General features: G+C 60.7%; 18 protein-coding genes. 6 read left to right on the forward strand and 12 right to left on the reverse strand.

The features are described 5' to 3' along the window. Positions 1-139 precede the first annotated feature (139 nt). The 7 genes from ACVVH8_RS11930 to ACVVH8_RS11960 all read right to left on the reverse strand — a co-directional run bounded on the left by ACVVH8_RS11930 (position 140) and on the right by ACVVH8_RS11960 (position 7,383). A complete protein-coding gene (locus ACVVH8_RS11930; RefSeq protein ID WP_103303424.1) occupies positions 140-502 on the reverse strand; it encodes a Na+/H+ antiporter subunit G in 363 nt (120 codons plus the stop codon). After that, a complete protein-coding gene (locus tag ACVVH8_RS11935) occupies positions 499-777 on the reverse strand; it encodes a K+/H+ antiporter subunit F (protein ID WP_007910754.1) in 279 nt (92 codons plus the stop codon). The genes ACVVH8_RS11930 and ACVVH8_RS11935 overlap by 4 nt, the downstream gene beginning before the upstream one ends. After that, positions 774-1,262, reverse strand: a complete 489-nt coding sequence (locus ACVVH8_RS11940) for a Na+/H+ antiporter subunit E (RefSeq protein WP_475230300.1) — start codon at positions 1,260-1,262, stop codon at positions 774-776. Before ACVVH8_RS11940 ends, ACVVH8_RS11935 begins: the two co-directional genes overlap by 4 nt. Further along, a complete protein-coding gene (locus tag ACVVH8_RS11945; RefSeq protein ID WP_475230302.1) occupies positions 1,259-2,938 on the reverse strand; it encodes a monovalent cation/H+ antiporter subunit D in 1,680 nt (559 codons plus the stop codon). The genes ACVVH8_RS11940 and ACVVH8_RS11945 overlap by 4 nt, the downstream gene beginning before the upstream one ends. Continuing rightward, entirely contained in the window at positions 2,935-3,279 is a 345-nt protein-coding gene (locus ACVVH8_RS11950; RefSeq protein ID WP_008085854.1) for a Na+/H+ antiporter subunit C, read from the reverse strand. Before ACVVH8_RS11950 ends, ACVVH8_RS11945 begins: the two co-directional genes overlap by 4 nt. Next, complete coding sequence (locus tag ACVVH8_RS11955) at positions 3,279-6,197, reverse strand: monovalent cation/H+ antiporter subunit A (RefSeq protein ID WP_103303427.1); 2,919 nt, start codon at positions 6,195-6,197, stop codon at positions 3,279-3,281. The genes ACVVH8_RS11950 and ACVVH8_RS11955 overlap by 1 nt, the downstream gene beginning before the upstream one ends. 250 nt (positions 6,198-6,447) lie before the next feature. Next, positions 6,448-7,383, reverse strand: a complete 936-nt coding sequence (locus tag ACVVH8_RS11960; RefSeq protein WP_475230305.1) for a DMT family transporter — start codon at positions 7,381-7,383, stop codon at positions 6,448-6,450. Between the two features lie 85 nt (positions 7,384-7,468). Here ACVVH8_RS11960 and ACVVH8_RS11965 point away from each other — a divergent pair, with 85 nt between their 5' ends. Both ACVVH8_RS11965 and ACVVH8_RS11970 read left to right on the forward strand, forming a co-directional pair. Further along, positions 7,469-8,032 (forward strand): helix-turn-helix domain-containing protein, encoded by a 564-nt coding sequence (locus ACVVH8_RS11965; protein WP_103303430.1) that lies wholly within the window; start codon positions 7,469-7,471, stop codon positions 8,030-8,032. Beyond that, on the forward strand, positions 8,033-9,436 hold the full coding sequence (locus ACVVH8_RS11970) for an FAD/NAD(P)-binding protein (protein WP_475230308.1): 1,404 nt from the start codon (positions 8,033-8,035) through the stop codon (positions 9,434-9,436). Between the two features lie 206 nt (positions 9,437-9,642). Here ACVVH8_RS11970 and ppnN read toward each other — a convergent pair whose 3' ends face one another. After that, positions 9,643-11,016 carry a nucleotide 5'-monophosphate nucleosidase PpnN gene (ppnN, locus tag ACVVH8_RS11975; RefSeq protein WP_103303432.1) on the reverse strand — a complete coding sequence of 458 codons (1,374 nt, stop codon included), beginning with the start codon at positions 11,014-11,016 and terminating at the stop codon, positions 9,643-9,645. A 224-nt stretch (positions 11,017-11,240) separates the two neighbouring features. On the opposite strand from ppnN, the gene ACVVH8_RS11980 reads away from it, so the two are divergent. After that, entirely contained in the window at positions 11,241-11,768 is a 528-nt protein-coding gene (locus ACVVH8_RS11980) for a DUF3087 domain-containing protein (protein ID WP_475230310.1), read from the forward strand. Here the strand turns inward: ACVVH8_RS11980 and ACVVH8_RS11985 are convergent. Continuing rightward, the gene (locus tag ACVVH8_RS11985; RefSeq protein WP_103303434.1) at positions 11,765-12,151 is read right to left on the reverse strand and encodes a DUF2784 domain-containing protein; all 387 of its coding nucleotides are present in this window, start codon (positions 12,149-12,151) and stop codon (positions 11,765-11,767) included. The genes ACVVH8_RS11980 and ACVVH8_RS11985 overlap by 4 nt on opposite strands. Positions 12,152-12,284: 133 nt before the next feature. Between ACVVH8_RS11985 and ACVVH8_RS11990 the strand changes: the two genes are divergently transcribed. The 3 genes from ACVVH8_RS11990 to ACVVH8_RS12000 all read left to right on the forward strand — a co-directional run bounded on the left by ACVVH8_RS11990 (position 12,285) and on the right by ACVVH8_RS12000 (position 13,507). Further along, a complete protein-coding gene (locus ACVVH8_RS11990) occupies positions 12,285-12,983 on the forward strand; it encodes an AzlC family ABC transporter permease (RefSeq protein WP_475230313.1) in 699 nt (232 codons plus the stop codon). After that, positions 12,983-13,294, forward strand: coding sequence for an AzlD domain-containing protein (locus ACVVH8_RS11995; protein WP_177431384.1), 312 nt, complete (start codon positions 12,983-12,985; stop codon positions 13,292-13,294). Before ACVVH8_RS11990 ends, ACVVH8_RS11995 begins: the two co-directional genes overlap by 1 nt. A 63-nt stretch (positions 13,295-13,357) precedes the next feature. Then, positions 13,358-13,507: a hypothetical protein gene (locus ACVVH8_RS12000; RefSeq protein ID WP_177431380.1), complete on the forward strand. Its 150-nt coding sequence runs from the start codon at positions 13,358-13,360 to the stop codon at positions 13,505-13,507. Between the two features lie 44 nt (positions 13,508-13,551). Here the strand turns inward: ACVVH8_RS12000 and ACVVH8_RS12005 are convergent, their stop codons facing one another. The 3 genes from ACVVH8_RS12005 to ACVVH8_RS12015 form a co-directional block, all read right to left on the reverse strand. After that, positions 13,552-13,824 (reverse strand): hypothetical protein, encoded by a 273-nt coding sequence (locus ACVVH8_RS12005; protein ID WP_103303437.1) that lies wholly within the window; start codon positions 13,822-13,824, stop codon positions 13,552-13,554. Between the two features lie 332 nt (positions 13,825-14,156). Continuing rightward, positions 14,157-14,837 carry an SOS response-associated peptidase gene (locus ACVVH8_RS12010; protein ID WP_475230316.1) on the reverse strand — a complete coding sequence of 227 codons (681 nt, stop codon included), beginning with the start codon at positions 14,835-14,837 and terminating at the stop codon, positions 14,157-14,159. 47 nt (positions 14,838-14,884) lie between these two features. Further along, positions 14,885-15,727, reverse strand: a complete 843-nt coding sequence (locus ACVVH8_RS12015) for an ABC transporter permease (RefSeq protein WP_475230318.1) — start codon at positions 15,725-15,727, stop codon at positions 14,885-14,887. Positions 15,728-15,733: the final 6 nt, after the last annotated feature.

Genomic DNA, 15,733 nt, shown 5'->3' on the forward strand with positions numbered 1-15,733 from the left:
TTGCTGAACTGGCCTCATCGCGGGCAAGCCCGCTCCCACAGTGATTGTGGGTGTACGCAAATACCGGACCCCACCTAAAACCCTGTGGGAGCTGGCTTGCCAGCGATGAGGCCAGCACCAACACCACAAGGATTCGGAATCAACTACCGCTTTCAGTGCGGCGGCTGCTGACTTCGGCCGGCACATCATCCCCGGCCATGCGCTTGCGGAACAACGCCGCCCGGGCCAGCAGCAGTGTGGTCACCGGCACGGTGATCGCCAGCAGGATCGGAATCAGCCACGCGTGCACCACCGGCCCGGATTTCAGCGCCGAAAAGCAGATGATCGAGGCCAGCGCCACGCACCACGCGCCCAGCGTCGAAGCCAGTGCCGGCGGATGCATGCGCTGGAAATAGTCCTTCATCCGCAACAGTCCGGTCGCGCCGATCAGCGCAAACAAACCGCTGAGCACCAGCAGGATCGCCACCGGAATCTCAACCCACAGAGACAGTTCCGCATTCATTCGATCACCTCGCCACGCAGCAGGAATTTCGCCAGGGCAAACGAGCCGACGAAGCCGAACAGCGCGATCAGCAGCGCCGCTTCAAAGTAAGTGTCACTGGAGTAACGAATGCCCAGGGTCAGCATCATCAGCATCGCCACGATGTACAGATAGTCCAGCGCGAGTACCCGATCCTGCGCCGACGGCCCTTTGAACAGGCGTACCAGCGTCAGCACCATGGCCAGCGAGAACAGGAACAGCGTCAGCAGAATCGCGTTCGACAGTAATGGGCTCATTCGAAAATCTCCATCAACGGCCGCTCGTAAGCACTCTTGAAATGCGCGATGAATTGCGCCTCGTCATCCAGATCCCAGACGTGCAGCAAGAGAATGCTGCGATCCAGTGCCAGTTCCGACCACACCGTGCCGGGCACCACCGTGCAGATCATCGACAACGTGGCCAGGCCGTGGGCGTCGCGCAGGTCCAGCGGCACTTTCACGAAGCACGAGCGAGGCGGGCGGCGACCGGCGTTGAGCACGCCCCAGGCAACGATCAGGTTGGAAACCACAACATCGCGCCCGACGAGGAAGAACAGGCGCAGGATCGTCAGCGGTCGGCGGATGCGCACTTGTTTCGGACGCAGCTTGCGCATCATCAAAGGTGCGGCGAATCCCAGTATTGCGCCGAGCAGCAGGTTGCCCGGGCTGATCGACAGGTTCAGGGTCAACCACAACGCACATAGTGCAAGAGAGAGTAACGGTGCCGGAAACACGCGCTTCATGGCTGCACCTCCAGCACGGCTGCCTTGGCTTCCGGACTCGGCACCGCGCGGGTGCCGAGCACCGCCATCACGTATTGCTGCGGATTGTTCAGGGCATCGGCCGTGGCTTGGGTGTAGCGCAGCAACGGTTCAGCCTTGAAGGTCAGGGCGATGCTCAAGCCCAGCAGCAGGAAAATCGGCGCGCATTCAAGTTTGCGCAGGAGCGGCGATGGGCGTTCTTCCGGTGTCCAGAAACGCTGGATGCCGAGGCGCGAGAACGCCATCAACGAAGCCAGACCGGACAGGATCAACAGCGCCAGCAAGGCCCACGCGGCATTGGATATCGGTGCGCCGGTGCCCAATCCCAGCGGATTGAGCAGCGCGCCGATCAGGCTGAGCTTGCCGATAAACCCGGACAGCGGCGGCATGCCGATGATCAGCAGGGCGCAGGCAATGAAGCTCAGCCCGAGAAAGGCCATGGTCCACGGAATGACCTGACCGACAACGGCCTTCTGCTCGTCGTCGAGGTTGATGCCTTTGGGCGGCTGCAGGGATTCCTGCGGTCGCGGCAGCAGCTCGCTTTCGTCTTCCAGCGGGATCTCGTTGGCCGAGCGCGAACGCTCGATCAACTCGGCCAGCAGGAACAGCGCGCTCAGGGCCAGGGTTGAGCTGACCAGATAGAACAGCGCCGCGCCGATCAGGTTCGGCTGGGCGAAGCCGACGGCCGAGAGCAGGATCCCCGCCGAGACCAGAATGCTCAGGCTGGCCATGCGCTCTAGGCGTTGTGCGGCAAGAATCGCCAGCGCCGCGCAGGCCATGGTCGCCATGCCGCCGTAGATCAGCCAGTCACCGCCGAAGAACGCCGACGCCCCGGCTTGCCCGGAGAACAGCAGCGTCCACAGACGCAGCAGGGTGTAGACGCCGACCTTGGTCATGATCGCGAACATCGCCGCCACCGGGGCACTGGCCGAGGAGTAGGCCGGCACCAGCCAGAAGTTCAGCGGCCACATGCCAGCCTTGGCCAGGAACGCTACGGCGAGAATCCCCGCGCCGGCATGCAACAAGCCACGGTCGGCTTCCGGCACCAGCGGAATTTTCAGCGCCAGATCGGCCATGTTCAGGGTGCCGGTCACGCCGTAGATCAACGCCGCGCCGATCAGAAACAATGACGAGGCCAGCAAATTGATCGAGATGTAATGCAACCCCGACGACACCCGCGCGCGACCCGACCCATGCAGCAACAGGCCATAAGACGCGGCCAGCAGCACTTCGAAGAACACGAACAGGTTGAACAGGTCCGCCGTCAGGAACGCGCCGTACAGGCCCATCAACTGAATCTGGAACAGTGCGTGGAAACTCGAACCGGCGCCGTCCCAACGCGCCATGGCGAAGAGCAGGGCGCTGACGCCGATGATCCCGGTCAGCACCAGCATCAGCGCGGACAGGCGATCGACCACCAGCACAATGCCGAATGGCGCCTGCCAGTTGCCCGGCAGGTACACGCCGATCGAGCCGGGCACGCCAGTGGTCTGCGTCCATTGCAGCAGCATCACCGAAATGAACAGGCCGAGGAGGCTGGAGAACAGGTTGATTTTCGCCTTCAACGGCCGGTGCCGTTCGCCGAGCATCAGCATGATCGCGGCGGTCAGCAGCGGCAGCAGGATCGGTGCGGCGATCAGGTGAGTCATCGCCATCATTCCTTGGGCTCCCGGCCGTCGACGTGGTCAGTGCCGGTCAGGCCCCGCGAGGCGAGCAGCACCACCAGGAACAGAGCGGTCATGGCGAAGCTGATGACGATTGCGGTCAGTACCAATGCTTGTGGCAGTGGGTCGGTGTAGTGCAACAAGTCTTGCGTCACGCCGTCCTTGATCACCGGCTCCTTGCCGATGAACAGGCTGCCCATGCTGAAGATGAACAGGTTGACTGCGTACGACAGCAGGCACAGACCCATGACCACCTGAAAGGTCCGTGGTCGCAGGATCAACCAGACGCCGGAAGCGGCGAGGACGCCGATGGCGATTGCGATGACTTCTTCCATCAGACGGCTCCTTTGCTGGCGACGGACTTGGGCAGCGATGCGGTCTTGTGACCCCGCACCGATTGGTGGGCAAGGGCGGTGAGGATCAGCAGCGTCGAACCGACCACGACGCCGTACACGCCAATATCAAAGAACAGCGCACTGGCGATATGGATGTCACCCAGCAGCGGCAGGGAGAAATGCCAGGTGTGCGTGGTGAGGAACGGATACCCGACCACCATCGCGCCGAGCCCGGTAGCAGTGGCGAACAGCAACCCGGTGCCCATCCAGCGCAGCGGCCGCAGGCTCATTTGCGCCTCGACCCACTGTGTGCCGGCAACCATGTATTGCAGGATGAACGCCACCGACATCACCAGTCCGGCGACGAAACCGCCGCCCGGTTGATTGTGTCCGCGCATGAACAGGTAGAACGAAACCACCAGCGCAATCGGCAGCAGCAGGCGCACCAGCACCGCCGGCACCATCATGAAGCCGAGCGCGGTGTCGCTGGCCGAACGCGGGTTGACCAGATCGGTGACCACGTCCGGTGCCAGCAGGCGTTGCTGGGCTGGCAGTTGCAGGCTTTCTTTCGGTGGGCGGAAGCGGCGCAGCAGAGCGAACACAGTCAGCGCTACGGCAACGAGTACAGTGATTTCGCCGAGGGTATCGAAGCCGCGGAAATCCACCAGCATCACGTTGACCACGTTGCTGCCACCGCCTTCGGGCATGGCGCGGCTGAGGTAGAACGAGGAGATGTCGTTTGGCGTCTGCCGGGTGAGCATGGCGTAGGACAGCAGCGCCATGCCGCCGCCCACGGCAATCGACAGCAGCAAGTCGCGCAGGCGTCGAATACGCGCCTTGCGCAGGCTGCTTGGCAGTGGCGAGACTTCTTCGATGCGTCGCGGCAGCCAGCGCAAGCCCAGCAGGATCAGCACGGTGGTCACCACTTCGACCGCCAGTTGCGTCAGTGCCAGATCCGGTGCGGAGAACCAGACAAAGGTTACGCAGGTCATCAGGCCACAGACGCTGACCATGGTCAGGGCGGCGAGACGGTGATATTTGGCCTGCCATGCGGCGCCGAGGGCACAGGCAATCGCCAGCAGCCACAGGGTTACGAAGACGATGGAGCCCGGAATCTTCGGCCGGTCGCCCCAACTCAGGCTGCTGTGCAGCATCGGGATCAGGCCGGCGAGTACGGCCGCCAACACCATCAGGAACAGTTGCATTTGCAGGCGCCGGGTACCGAGTCGACGTTCTACCCGACGGGCCATGCGCATCATCTCCACCAGACTGCGCTCGAACAGGCGCTTGCCGTTGAAGCGGCCTACCAGTGGCGGATATTTGAAGCGGCCCTGTCTGAACTGATTGCGTAGCAAGAGGTAGAGCACGATGCCGCCGGACATGGCGATCAGGCTCATGATCATCGGTGCGTTCAAGCCGTGCCAGATCGCCAGGCTGTATTCCGGCAGAGGACCGCCGACAACCGGCAATGCTGCGGCGGCCAGTAATGGACCGACGATCTGTGCCGGGAAAATCCCCACCAAAAGGCAGGTAAACACCAGCAATTCGACGGGGGCGCGCATCCAGCGCGGTGGTTCGTGCGGGGTGTGCGGCAGGTCGGTGGCCGGTGGACCGAAGAACACATCGACCGTGAAACGCAGCGAATAGGCGACGCTGAAGGTACCGGCGATGGTCGCGACAATCGGCAGCGCGGCTTCGACCCACGCGGTGGCGTTGATGAACACGGTCTCGGCGAAGAACATTTCTTTCGAGAGGAAACCGTTGAGCAACGGCACGCCAGCCATCGAGGCACTGGCGACCATGGCCAGCGTCGCGGTGAACGGGATCAGCTTGATCAGACCGCTGAGCTTGCGGATATCCCGCGTGCCGCTCTCGTGGTCGATGATACCGGCGGCCATGAACAGCGAGGCCTTGAATGTCGCGTGGTTGAGGATGTGGAACACCGCCGCGACCGCTGCCAACGGACTGTTCAGACCCAGCAGCAAGGTGATCAGGCCAAGGTGGCTGATGGTCGAATAGGCCAGCAGACCCTTGAGGTCGTTCTGGAACATCGCGCAATACGCGCCGAGCAGCAGCGTACAGGCGCCGGCGCCGCTGACTATATAGAACCATTCTTCACTGCCGGACAGCGACGGCCACAGGCGTGCGAGCAGGAACACCCCGGCCTTGACCATGGTTGCCGAGTGCAGATAAGCCGAAACCGGGGTGGGCGCCGCCATTGCGTGCGGCAACCAGAAATGGAAGGGAAACTGGGCGCTTTTGCTGAGTGCGCCGATAAGAATGAGAGGTAGCAGAATAGGGTAGAGGGCATGTGCGCGAATCTGATCGCCGGCGGCCAGGACCTTGTCCAGGTCATAGCTGCCGACGACATGGCCGAGGATCATGACCCCCGCCAGCAGGCATAAACCACCGGCCCCCGTGACCATCAGCGCCATGTAGGCGCCACGACGGGCGTCGGCGCGGTGATGCCAGTAGCCGATCAGCAGGAACGAGAAGAGGCTGGTCAACTCCCAGAAAAACACGATCTGGATCAGGTTGCCGGAAATCACCAGCCCGAGCATGGCGCCCATGAACGCCAGGAAAAACGCGAAAAAACGCGGCACCGGGTCGTCCGGCGACATGTAATAGCGGGCATATAAAGAGACGAGGGTGCCGATGCCCAGCACCAGCATCGAGAACAGCCAGGCAAAGCCGTCCATGCGCAGAACGAAGTTCAGGCCGAGGCTGGGCAGCCACATGAACTCTTCGCGGATGACGCCGCCATGGGCGATTTGCGGGTACAACAGCGCGACCTGGACGGTGCCGATCAAAGCGACCAGACCTGCCAGCAGGGATTCTGTATTACGCGCGTTATGTGGCAGCACCGCTGCCAGACAGCTGCCAATGAATGGCAGAAGCAGTAGAACTATCAGGGACATAGGCTTCTAATCTGCGGAAGTTTGTGAAGCATCATACGTGCCAGCTCCCCGATCACCAAACGCCAGGATGTCTCAGAATCCTACAAAGTAGTCTGAAATTTGTGTTTGGCCTTATTTCAGGAGGGGGACGTCGTCTTTGAGGGCCCCATCGCGGGCAAGCCCGCTCCCACAGTATTTGCGTCGTGCACAAACCCTGTGGGAGCGGGCTTGCCCGCGATGACTTTCGTTCAGACGCTCAAGACGTTGCGGATCAGCGCTGGGTTTCCCGCTCCAGTTCAGCCTCTGCTTCAGCAACCTTACCCTTGGTCTTCAACTCACTGACAATCACCGCCGCCACAATCAACCCGGCCCCCACCAAAGCAATTGCCGGCAGCCGCTCTCCGGCGATCCGCCCGACAATCCCGGCCCACACCGGCTCACCGGCATAGATCAAAGTGGCCCGGGTCGGCGAAACGCTCTTCTGCGCCCAGTTCATCGCCACCTGAATCGCTGCACTCGCCGCGCCCAGGCCCAAAGCTGTCACCAGCAGGGTCCAGGAGAAGTCCGCAATCACCTCACCCGTTGGCACCACCAGCAGAAACGACAACACCGACGTCGTCGCCAGTTGCACCACGGTCACCCGGCGCACATCGACCTGGCCGGCATAGTTACTGATCAGAATGATTTCGGCAGCAATCGCGATGGCGCTGATCAATGTCGCAATTTCGCCGGGACTGAAGTTCAGCGAAGCCCCGGACGGCCCGGACAGCAGCATCAACCCGGTGAACGCCAGCATGATGCCGATGCTCGGCATCAATCCCGGACGCCGCCCAAGCACCAGCCACTGCAGCAAGGGCACAAACGGCACATACAACGCGGTAATGAATGCCGACTGACTGCTCGGAATGGTCTGCAATCCGACCGTCTGCAAGCCGTAACCGAGCATGATTGCCACGCCGATGAAGGCGCCAGCCTTGAGTTCGAACAGGGTCAGTTCACGCAGATGGCGCCAGGAGAACAGCGCAACGATGCACGCTGCAGCGGCAAAGCGCAGGCCGACGAAGAACATCGGACCGCTGACGGTCATCGCGTGTTGAACCAGCAAAAACGTGCCGCCCCAGACCATGGTGATCAGCACCAGCACGCACTCGGCCTTGCTGAAACGGGAGAAACGGAGGGGGGTGTCGGGGCGATTCACTGACGTCATGTCCTTGCACGCTGGAGAAAGAGCGACGCACAATGCGCCAAATGTTGCGCAGTATACTGCCCAACCCCATCGAGTGAGCAATATAGTGCACAAAGATTCCAGCCAACGAGCCTCCGTTCTGCAACACGTCAGCCAGAATGTGCGGCGCTTGCGGCATGCTGCCGACATGAGCCAGACCGCGCTAGCGGAAAAGTCCGGGGTGAGCCGGCGTATGCTGGTGGCGATCGAAGCCGGCGAAAAGAATGTCAGCCTGACCACTCTCGACCGCGTTGCCGAAGCGCTCGACGTTGCTTTCAGTGATCTGATCCAGGCCCCCGATGCCCGCGATCCGAGCCGCATCAATGAAGTGGCCTGGGCCGGGAAGATTCCCGGCAGCAAAGCGGTGCTGCTGTCCAAAGCCACCGCCACCCGCGAGGTCGAGCAATGGGAGTGGTGCCTGCAACCGGGCGAGGTCTACCCCTCACAACCGGATGCCGACGGCTGGAGCGAGCAGATCTATGTGTTCGAAGGTTGCTTGACGCTGATGCTCGGCGACCAGCCGCAGCGCATCAACGCGGGCGAGTTTTTCATGTTTGCCAGCAATCAGCCGCATGCCTATCGCAATGATGGCAACGTGGCGGCGCGGTTCGTACGAAATGTGGTGATTTGAATGAGTCAGTGCGCAGACATCCTGATCATCGGCGGTGGCCTCAGTGGCACGATGCTGGCGGTGCAATTGTTGCGTCTGCCCGGTCAGCGCAAGATTCTGATTATTGAGCCGCGTGCCGAACTGGGTCGCGGCGAAGCCTACAGCGCGGTCGAATTGGGCCACACGCTCAACGGCAATGCTGCGCGTATGAGCGTTGATCCGGACAACCCGGATGATCTGACGCAATGGCTGACCGAACATATTGCTGCTGGAGGCTGGCCGCAGTCTTCCGAGCAGCAAGTGCCGGTCTGTGAACTGTTCCCGCCTCGGGGATTGTTCGGTGTCTACGTGCAGCAGCGCCTCGCTGAAGCGCGAAAGGTCGGCGAGCAATACGGTTCGACCGTCGGGCATATCTGTGCAGAAGTCATCGACCTGCAAACCGAAGCCGAATCGGTGCAAGTCACGTTGAATGATGGCCAGCACATTCGGGGTGCTTATGCGGTTCTTGCCACGGGCATGTTCCCCGCTGCACGTACGCCACAGAAAGAATCCAGCGGCCTGAATGCCGCCGCACTCGATCCATGGGCTGTCGCGGCCATGCGCCAGCTGGATCCGCAATCGACCGTGCTGATCATCGGTTCCGGTCTGACCATGGTCGATGCCGTGGTCTCGCTGGAGCAGGCCGGGCATCGCGGGCCTATCGAGGTGTTTTCCCGTCACGGCTTGCTGCCCCATGTGCGCCGGCAACCGCCGGCCTGGGTGGATTTCCTCGCTGAAGATCACAGCATCCGCTCGCCGCGCCAGTTGTTACGCGAACTGCGCCGGCATTGCCGTGATGCTATCGCCCAAGGCATCGATTGGCAGGCGCCGCTGGACACGGTACGGGTGCACATCGCTCGATTGTGGAGTCAGGCAGCTGACGTGCAGCGTCGACAATTCGTACGGCATGTGCGGCCGTGGTGGGAAAGCCATCATCATCGTTCGCCGCCGCTGAGTGCGCAGTTGGTTGAGCGTTTGCTGGGAGAGGGGCGGCTGCGGATTCATGCGGCTTCTTTCAAAGGGCTCGAGCCGTACGGGGAAGGTGGTGTGCGTATTCGCATTCGGCGCCGGGGTGAGACCGAAACTTGTGTGTTGGAGGGGGCGGCGTTGATCAACTCCAGCGGGATCGAATACGACTGGCGGCGTGTTGCCAGGCCGTTACCTCAACAGTTGCTGGCCCGTGGACTGGTGCGACCGGGGCCGTTGGCATTGGGGATTGCGGCTGCGATTGACGGTGCGGTGTTGAGCGAAAACGGGCAGGTCGCGAATCGGTTGTTCGCCATGGGGCCGCCGTTGCGCGGGATGTGGTGGGAGAGTACGGCGGTGACGGATGTGGCGTTGCAGGCCAAGGCACTGGCGGCGCGGTTGGGCTCTGAGCAAGGTTGAGGATTGAGGTTGTCGAGCGGGGCCTCTTCGCGGGCAAGCCCGCTCCCACAGGACTCTGGTTGTAAACACCATTTGTGCCACGCCACAGAACCTGTAGGAGTGAGCCTGCTCGCGATAGCGGTGGTTCAGTCGATATAAAAGGTGACTGATCTACCGCTATCGCGAGCAGGCTCGCTCCTACATTTGTAGCGTGGTAAGCGAAAGAGTTACGCCACGACTCGATAGCACGGCACATATGCCGCGCCGCCCGGCAGTTTCATTCGGTGCTGGGCGACGAAGGCTTTGAGCAGCGCGTCCAGCGGTTGCATGATCGCCGCGTCACCACGGATCTGATAAGGCCCGTGCTCTTCGATCAGGCGAATGCCCTTGTCCTTGACGTTACCGGCAACGATCCCCGAGAACGCCCGGCGCAGGTTGGCCGCCAGTTCGTGGGGTGGCTGGTCGCGGTGCAATTTGAGGTTGGCCATGTTTTCGTGGGTCGGATCGAACGGACGCTGGAAGCCCTCGTCGATCTTCAACAACCAGTTGAAGTGGAACGCGTCGTTGCGTTCACGGCGGAACTGCTTCACCGCTTTCAGGCCCTGAGTCATCTGGCGCGCCACTTCGGCCGGGTCATCGATGATGATTTCGTAGTGCTGTTTGGCGGCTTCGCCAAGCGTGGCGATGACGAACGCGTCGAGTTGCTCCAGATACGGCGCGGCATGCTTCGGACCGGTCAGGATCACCGGGAACGGCAAGCCCTCGTTGTCCGGATGCATCAGGATGCCCAGCAGATATAGGAATTCTTCAGCGGTACCGGCGCCGCCCGGGAAGATGATGATGCCATGGCCCACTCGCACGAACGCTTCCAGACGCTTTTCGATGTCCGGCAGGATCACCAGTTCGTTGACGATCGGGTTTGGCGCTTCGGCGGCGATGATGCCCGGCTCGGTCAGACCGAGGTAGCGGCCGCCGTGAATGCGTTGTTTGGCGTGAGCGATGGTCGCGCCCTTCATCGGGCCCTTCATCACGCCGGGACCGCAACCGGTGCAGATGTCGAGGCTGCGCAGGCCCAGTTCGTGGCCGACTTTCTTGGTGTATTTGTATTCTTCGGTGTTGATCGAGTGACCGCCCCAGCACACGACGATTTTCGGTTCGACGCCCGGGCGCAGGGTGCGCGCGTTGCGCAGCAGGTGGAAAACGTAGTCACTGATGCCTTGCGAGGTGCTCAGGTCGATGCGTTGGCTGTCGAGTTCGTTTTCGGTGTAGACGATGTCGCGCAGGGCGCTGAAGAGCATTTCCCGGGTGCTGGCGATCATTTCGCCGTCGACGAAAGCATCGGCCGGAGCGTTCAGCAGCTCCAGGCGCACACCGCGATCCTGTTGGTGAATGCGGATTTCGAAATCTTTGTAGGCTTCAAGGATGGTCTTCGCGTTATCGACATGGGCGCCGGTGTTGAGGATGGCCAGGGCGCACTGGCGGAAGAGGGTGTAGGTACTGCCGGATCCGGCTTCGCTCAGTTGCTGGACTTCACGTTGAGAAAGGGTTTCCAGGCTGCCTTTCGGGCTGACCGAGGCATTGATTACGTGTCGTTGGGTCATGCAATGATCCTTAAAACGATGTCATCCCAAAACCAGGCGAATGGCATCCGAATAGTGTGTATCCATGAATGAAGATGGCACGATCTGCGCTGTACCGCCATGTCCCCGTTGGACGCTGAAAAGATGAAAAGGAGCCCCAGCATAGCTAAATCCTTCGCAGAGGCGATAATGCGCGGGCGAGTTTTTTCCGTTGCTCTTTTTGTCGCTCAAGGAAGTCATAAGTGATGTTCGAGATTCAGCCGATGGACGCGGTCACCTTTCGCCAGCAGACCCGGCGCAGCACACTGATCATCGCGGTGCTGTTTTTGGTGCTGGCGATGTTGTTTTCGACGACGGCAGTGGCGCTGTTCGGCGAGCCCGGTGGCGATAACCTGCGCTTCAATGTCGGCGGGGTGTTTGTCGCGTTTCTGTTGACGGCGGCGCTGTTGCGCGGGCGGTTCTGGACCCAGACGTGGATGGCCCCGGCGGTCTATAGCTGGCGGCTCAAGCGCAGCCTGATGAGCGTCACCAATGTGATGCACCAGGTGACGGCAGCGGTTGAGAAAAATGATCCGACGGCCATGAAAGTGTTGCGTTTCTATCACCTGGGGCTGACGCAAATGCATGAATTGGACGGCAACTCCAGCGATCATGCGCAATTGCACCGGGAAGTCGAAACACACAAAGAGCGGATGCGGGCGCTGGGGCTCGATATCGACCAGCCACGCCTCGATCCGGCGTGGCTGGAAGCCTTGAAACCGGCGTCGCGTTAAAGCGCAATACGCCGGGCGCGGCGCTGTTTCCACGAGCGAATCAGGCGCCCATACACCAGCAGGTTGACCGCCAGGACCACGCTACCCAGCACCAGTTGAATCCCCGGTGTCAGCCCGGCCGGGTAGATGATCGGCCAGATGTAGTGCTCGATGAATCCGCCGGCGTATTCGGTTTGCCCGGCGGCGTGACGCATCAGGTTTTCCCAGTAGGTCAGCGGACAGGTCAGGTGCAACACCTCGACCGCAAAGCCCCATGCGGCGGCCGGCAGGTGCAGCCACATCAGCCGTGGCCACTTGAGGACCAGCAGCCCGCCGAACAGCACGAACAATATGAACAGCAAATGAAACAGCACCAGCCCGTCGGCTGCGATTCGGTACAGCATGTCGTCTCCCTGACGCAATTGTGAGTGGCGCTATGTTACGCGCAGGGCCTGGGTAATTGCGCAAGATTGTTCAAGACCGGGCGGCGTTTTTACTGGCACAGTCGTCGACCGTTTTCCTGGGTTGAAAAGCGTTATGTCTGACTCACTTATGCCGCGCAATGCGTTTCTTCGCGGCGCTGCTGCGATCATGCCGTTGTCTCTGGCGACCGCGCCGTGGGGGCTGCTTGCCGGTTCCATGGCGATTGAAGCCAACCTCACACCACTGCAAGGGCAGGGCTTGTCGAGCATCGTGTTTGCCGGCGCTGCGCAGTTGGTGGCAATCGGTATGCTCAAGGGCGGTGCCGGGATCTTCTCGATTCTGCTGACCACGCTGCTGCTGACTTCGCAACATTTGCTGTATGGCATGAGCATGCGCTCGGTGATTTCGCCGCTGCCGGGACGTTGGCGGATCGGGCTGGGTTTTTTGCTCACCGACGAATTGTTCGCCCTGACCAGCCAGCATGATCGTCAACAATTCAATCGCTGGTATGCCTTGGGGGTTGGCCTGACGTTCTACATCGCGTGGAACCTGTTTACCCTCGCCGGGATTGTCCTGGGCAGCAGCATTCCGGGCCTTGAGCATCTGGGCCTGGATTTTTCGATTGCCGCGACCTTCATTGCCCTGATCACGCCGGTGGTGCGCAACGTGCCGACCGTGGTGTGCGTGGCGGTCTCGTTGTTCTGTTCGGTGTTGTTCAGCTATTGGCAATGGGGCTCGGCGCTTGTCCTGTCGGGATTGGCCGGGATGACTGCAGGGTTTATCTGCAACAAGCTGTATCGGGGGCGCACATGATGGTTTGGGCAGTCATTGTCGGGATGGGATTGCTGGTGTTCCTCAACCGCTATGTGTTTCTTGAGCCGCGTTTGCCGCTACGTCTGAGCAGTAACGCGCGGCAGTTTCTCGGTTTTGCGGTGCCGGGCATGTTGACTGCAATCTGTGGGCCGATTGTATTCATGCCGGAAAAACAGCTGAATTTGCAGTGGGATAACCCGTATTTGCTTAGTTCGCTGGTGGCGATCGGACTGGTGATCTACACACGCAGTACGCTACTGAGCATGTTATTGAGCATGGCGTTTTTCTTTTTGCTGCGTTGGTGGTTGTAAGTTGTCCGATGAAAACTGATCTACGCTTTATGGAAGATGATTTGCTCTGAGAGCGAGGTGGGCATGGCAACCGAGAAAACGCGTCCGAATGATGACGATGAGCCGACAGAAGCGGAGATTGAGGAACAGGAAAGAAGAGAAAAGCAGACCTGGAAACACGACGACAGCAGAGAGCTGTCTGATCGTGATCAGGAAATGCCTTTGAAACCCTGAATGCTGCAAACAAAAAGCCCCGCTCATGCGGGGCTTTTTGCGTTTCAGAGGTCTTCCAACTGCGTGAAATCGGGGTGTGCCGCCCGATAACCCAGCGTTCTGTCGATCCAGGCATTGAGCTCGTTGACCATCACCGGCGGATGGCCGGGATAGCCTTCGAGGGTGGTGCGCAAGATACGTTCGATGTCAGGCACTGAACGCAGGTTTCGAGTCTTGATGTAGTGGCCGATAAAACAGTCGAGTTGAAAGCGTTCTGTCATGGACAGATAAATACACTCCAGGCCGTTGGCCTGTTTGATTGCAAAATCGTCGCGCAACTTAGTTCTCTGCAAGGCTTGTTAAAATTGTAGGGGATTCCTGGTTTTGTTGACTCTTTGGTCAACTGGTATGCCAAATGGAAATGCGGCGCGCATGCTATCCGTAGTGCAACTAAATGTATGTATGACGGTTGAAATGTCAGACAGGCGGTTAGTTCGCTCAAACGATCGTTTTGTCAGCCTTGTCTCAAGACTGAAACACCCCCTGTAAAGATCGCGCATCAGCCTGCAGACGGTGCCGAAGGCTCCGATCATTGACTTTGGATTTGCAGATCAAAAGATCACAGCCTTCGGCAGTTCCTACAGAAAGAACGGGCGCCGTCGATGGATTTTTAGACGAATTGGGCAATCAGGTTACGCCCCTGATTGCGTGCGTTGCCCACGGCTTTGTCGACTTTGTGCCATTCGAACGCCTCCGCAGCTTCACCCTCGAACAGCAGCATTTGTTCGGCGCGCTCCACGGCCGTGGCAGGATCGAGCCATTCGCGGGCCAACTCTGCACACAGCACCACAGGGCGGCGATCATGAATGTCGAGCATGCCGCCGGCACTGTCAGCGGTGATGATCACGAAACCATCATCGTCGCGAGGGGCCGTGCCGGGTGTGGGAAATTGCCCGATGCCAGCGCAGAAAACCGGCCCGTGATCCGCCCGACGGATCAGCCACGGTTGTCGGCTTTTATCCTCTGCGTCCACCCACTCGAACCAGTTGTCGACAGGCACGATCAGGCGCTGACGCCAGATCGCCCGGAAGAACGGCCCGTGGGCGACTTTCTCCACTCGGGCGTTGATCGGCGCCGCGCGGTCCTTGGCCCAATGCGGGCGCCAGCCCCAGCGCAAATTGTCGGCGTAGATACGCTGATCGTGCTGGTAGAGAACCGCCAGCGCGGTAGTCGGCGCAGCGTTGTATCGAGCCAGCGGCGCGTCGCCGACGTGATTGATCAACGCATCGGGAATGCTCAGCACCGCGACGAAGTCGTGAATGCCACGGTACTGCGAGAGTCTTCCGCACATCGGCTGAATCTCCTGGTGGACGATGTCAGCTTAGTTGGCTCTGCGGCTCACTTATTGGCGGCCTGACCGGTGAACGTGTCGCGCCATCTCAGCCAGCGACGTTCCAGTGCGGCGAGCAAGCCGTCGCTGAGTTTGCCGAGCAGGGCGAGGACGATAATCGCCGCCAGGACGATGTCCGGGCGCGATGTTTCGCGACCGTCGCTGAGCAGGTAGCCCAGGCCTTTGGTCGCGGCGATCAGTTCGGCGGCGACGAGGAACATCCACGCCAGGCTCATGCCGCTGCGCAGTCCCGTGAACAGGCCGGGCAGGGCGGCGGGCAGCAGAATCCGCCGCACCAGTTGCAGGCGGCTGAAGCCGTAGATATGGCCGACCTCGACCAGTTTGCGGTCGATGTTGCGAATCGCCGCAACCACGTTGACGTACACCGGAAAAAACGCGCCGATGGCGATCAAGACAACTTTCGAGGTCTCGTCGATGCCCAGCCATAGCAGCAACAACGGCACCCACGCCAGGCTCGGAATCGAGCGCAGCGCAGCGAAGGTCGGCTCCAGATACGCCTCGGCTTCTCGGCTCAAACCGACCCACGCGGCGAACACCAGGGCCAGACCGGCACCGATGGCAAAGCCCAGGACCACGCGAATCAGGCTGGCGCCGATATGTTTCCACAGCGCGCCTTCGGCAAGATCGGTGAGGGTCAGGGCGATCTCGCTCGGCGCCGGCATCTGATAAGACGGCAACCAGCCGACGCGCACGATGATTTCCAGCGCAATGACGATCAGCGCCGGCAGGGCGAGGCCTTTGAGTCGGCGCTGCCATGCGGGGTTAAAAATGGGCGGCTGCCGATGCGGCGCTGTGAGTGGCGCGGGCAGGTCTTTGCTGTGACTGGTCATGGTGAT

The organism is Pseudomonas trutticola BRTCR10, from assembly GCF_056155105.1.

Coding starts and splice junctions, on each gene's coding strand:
- ACVVH8_RS11960 (WP_475230305.1), bottom strand. CDS start 7,383: ATGACGTCAGTGAATCGCCCCGACACCCCCCTCCGTTTCTCCCGTTTC.
- ACVVH8_RS11970 (WP_475230308.1), top strand. CDS start 8,033: ATGAGTCAGTGCGCAGACATCCTGATCATCGGCGGTGGCCTCAGTGGC.
- ACVVH8_RS11930 (WP_103303424.1), bottom strand. CDS start 502: ATGAATGCGGAACTGTCTCTGTGGGTTGAGATTCCGGTGGCGATCCTG.
- ACVVH8_RS11985 (WP_103303434.1), bottom strand. CDS start 12,151: ATGCTGTACCGAATCGCAGCCGACGGGCTGGTGCTGTTTCATTTGCTG.
- ACVVH8_RS11980 (WP_475230310.1), top strand. CDS start 11,241: ATGTTCGAGATTCAGCCGATGGACGCGGTCACCTTTCGCCAGCAGACC.
- ppnN (WP_103303432.1), bottom strand. CDS start 11,016: ATGACCCAACGACACGTAATCAATGCCTCGGTCAGCCCGAAAGGCAGC.
- ACVVH8_RS11990 (WP_475230313.1), top strand. CDS start 12,285: ATGTCTGACTCACTTATGCCGCGCAATGCGTTTCTTCGCGGCGCTGCT.
- ACVVH8_RS12000 (WP_177431380.1), top strand. CDS start 13,358: ATGGCAACCGAGAAAACGCGTCCGAATGATGACGATGAGCCGACAGAA.
- ACVVH8_RS11995 (WP_177431384.1), top strand. CDS start 12,983: ATGGTTTGGGCAGTCATTGTCGGGATGGGATTGCTGGTGTTCCTCAAC.
- ACVVH8_RS11950 (WP_008085854.1), bottom strand. CDS start 3,279: ATGGAAGAAGTCATCGCAATCGCCATCGGCGTCCTCGCCGCTTCCGGC.
- ACVVH8_RS12010 (WP_475230316.1), bottom strand. CDS start 14,837: ATGTGCGGAAGACTCTCGCAGTACCGTGGCATTCACGACTTCGTCGCG.
- ACVVH8_RS11945 (WP_475230302.1), bottom strand. CDS start 2,938: ATGATGGCGATGACTCACCTGATCGCCGCACCGATCCTGCTGCCGCTG.
- ACVVH8_RS11940 (WP_475230300.1), bottom strand. CDS start 1,262: ATGAAGCGCGTGTTTCCGGCACCGTTACTCTCTCTTGCACTATGTGCG.
- ACVVH8_RS12015 (WP_475230318.1), bottom strand. CDS start 15,727: ATGACCAGTCACAGCAAAGACCTGCCCGCGCCACTCACAGCGCCGCAT.
- ACVVH8_RS11935 (WP_007910754.1), bottom strand. CDS start 777: ATGAGCCCATTACTGTCGAACGCGATTCTGCTGACGCTGTTCCTGTTC.
- ACVVH8_RS11955 (WP_103303427.1), bottom strand. CDS start 6,197: ATGTCCCTGATAGTTCTACTGCTTCTGCCATTCATTGGCAGCTGTCTG.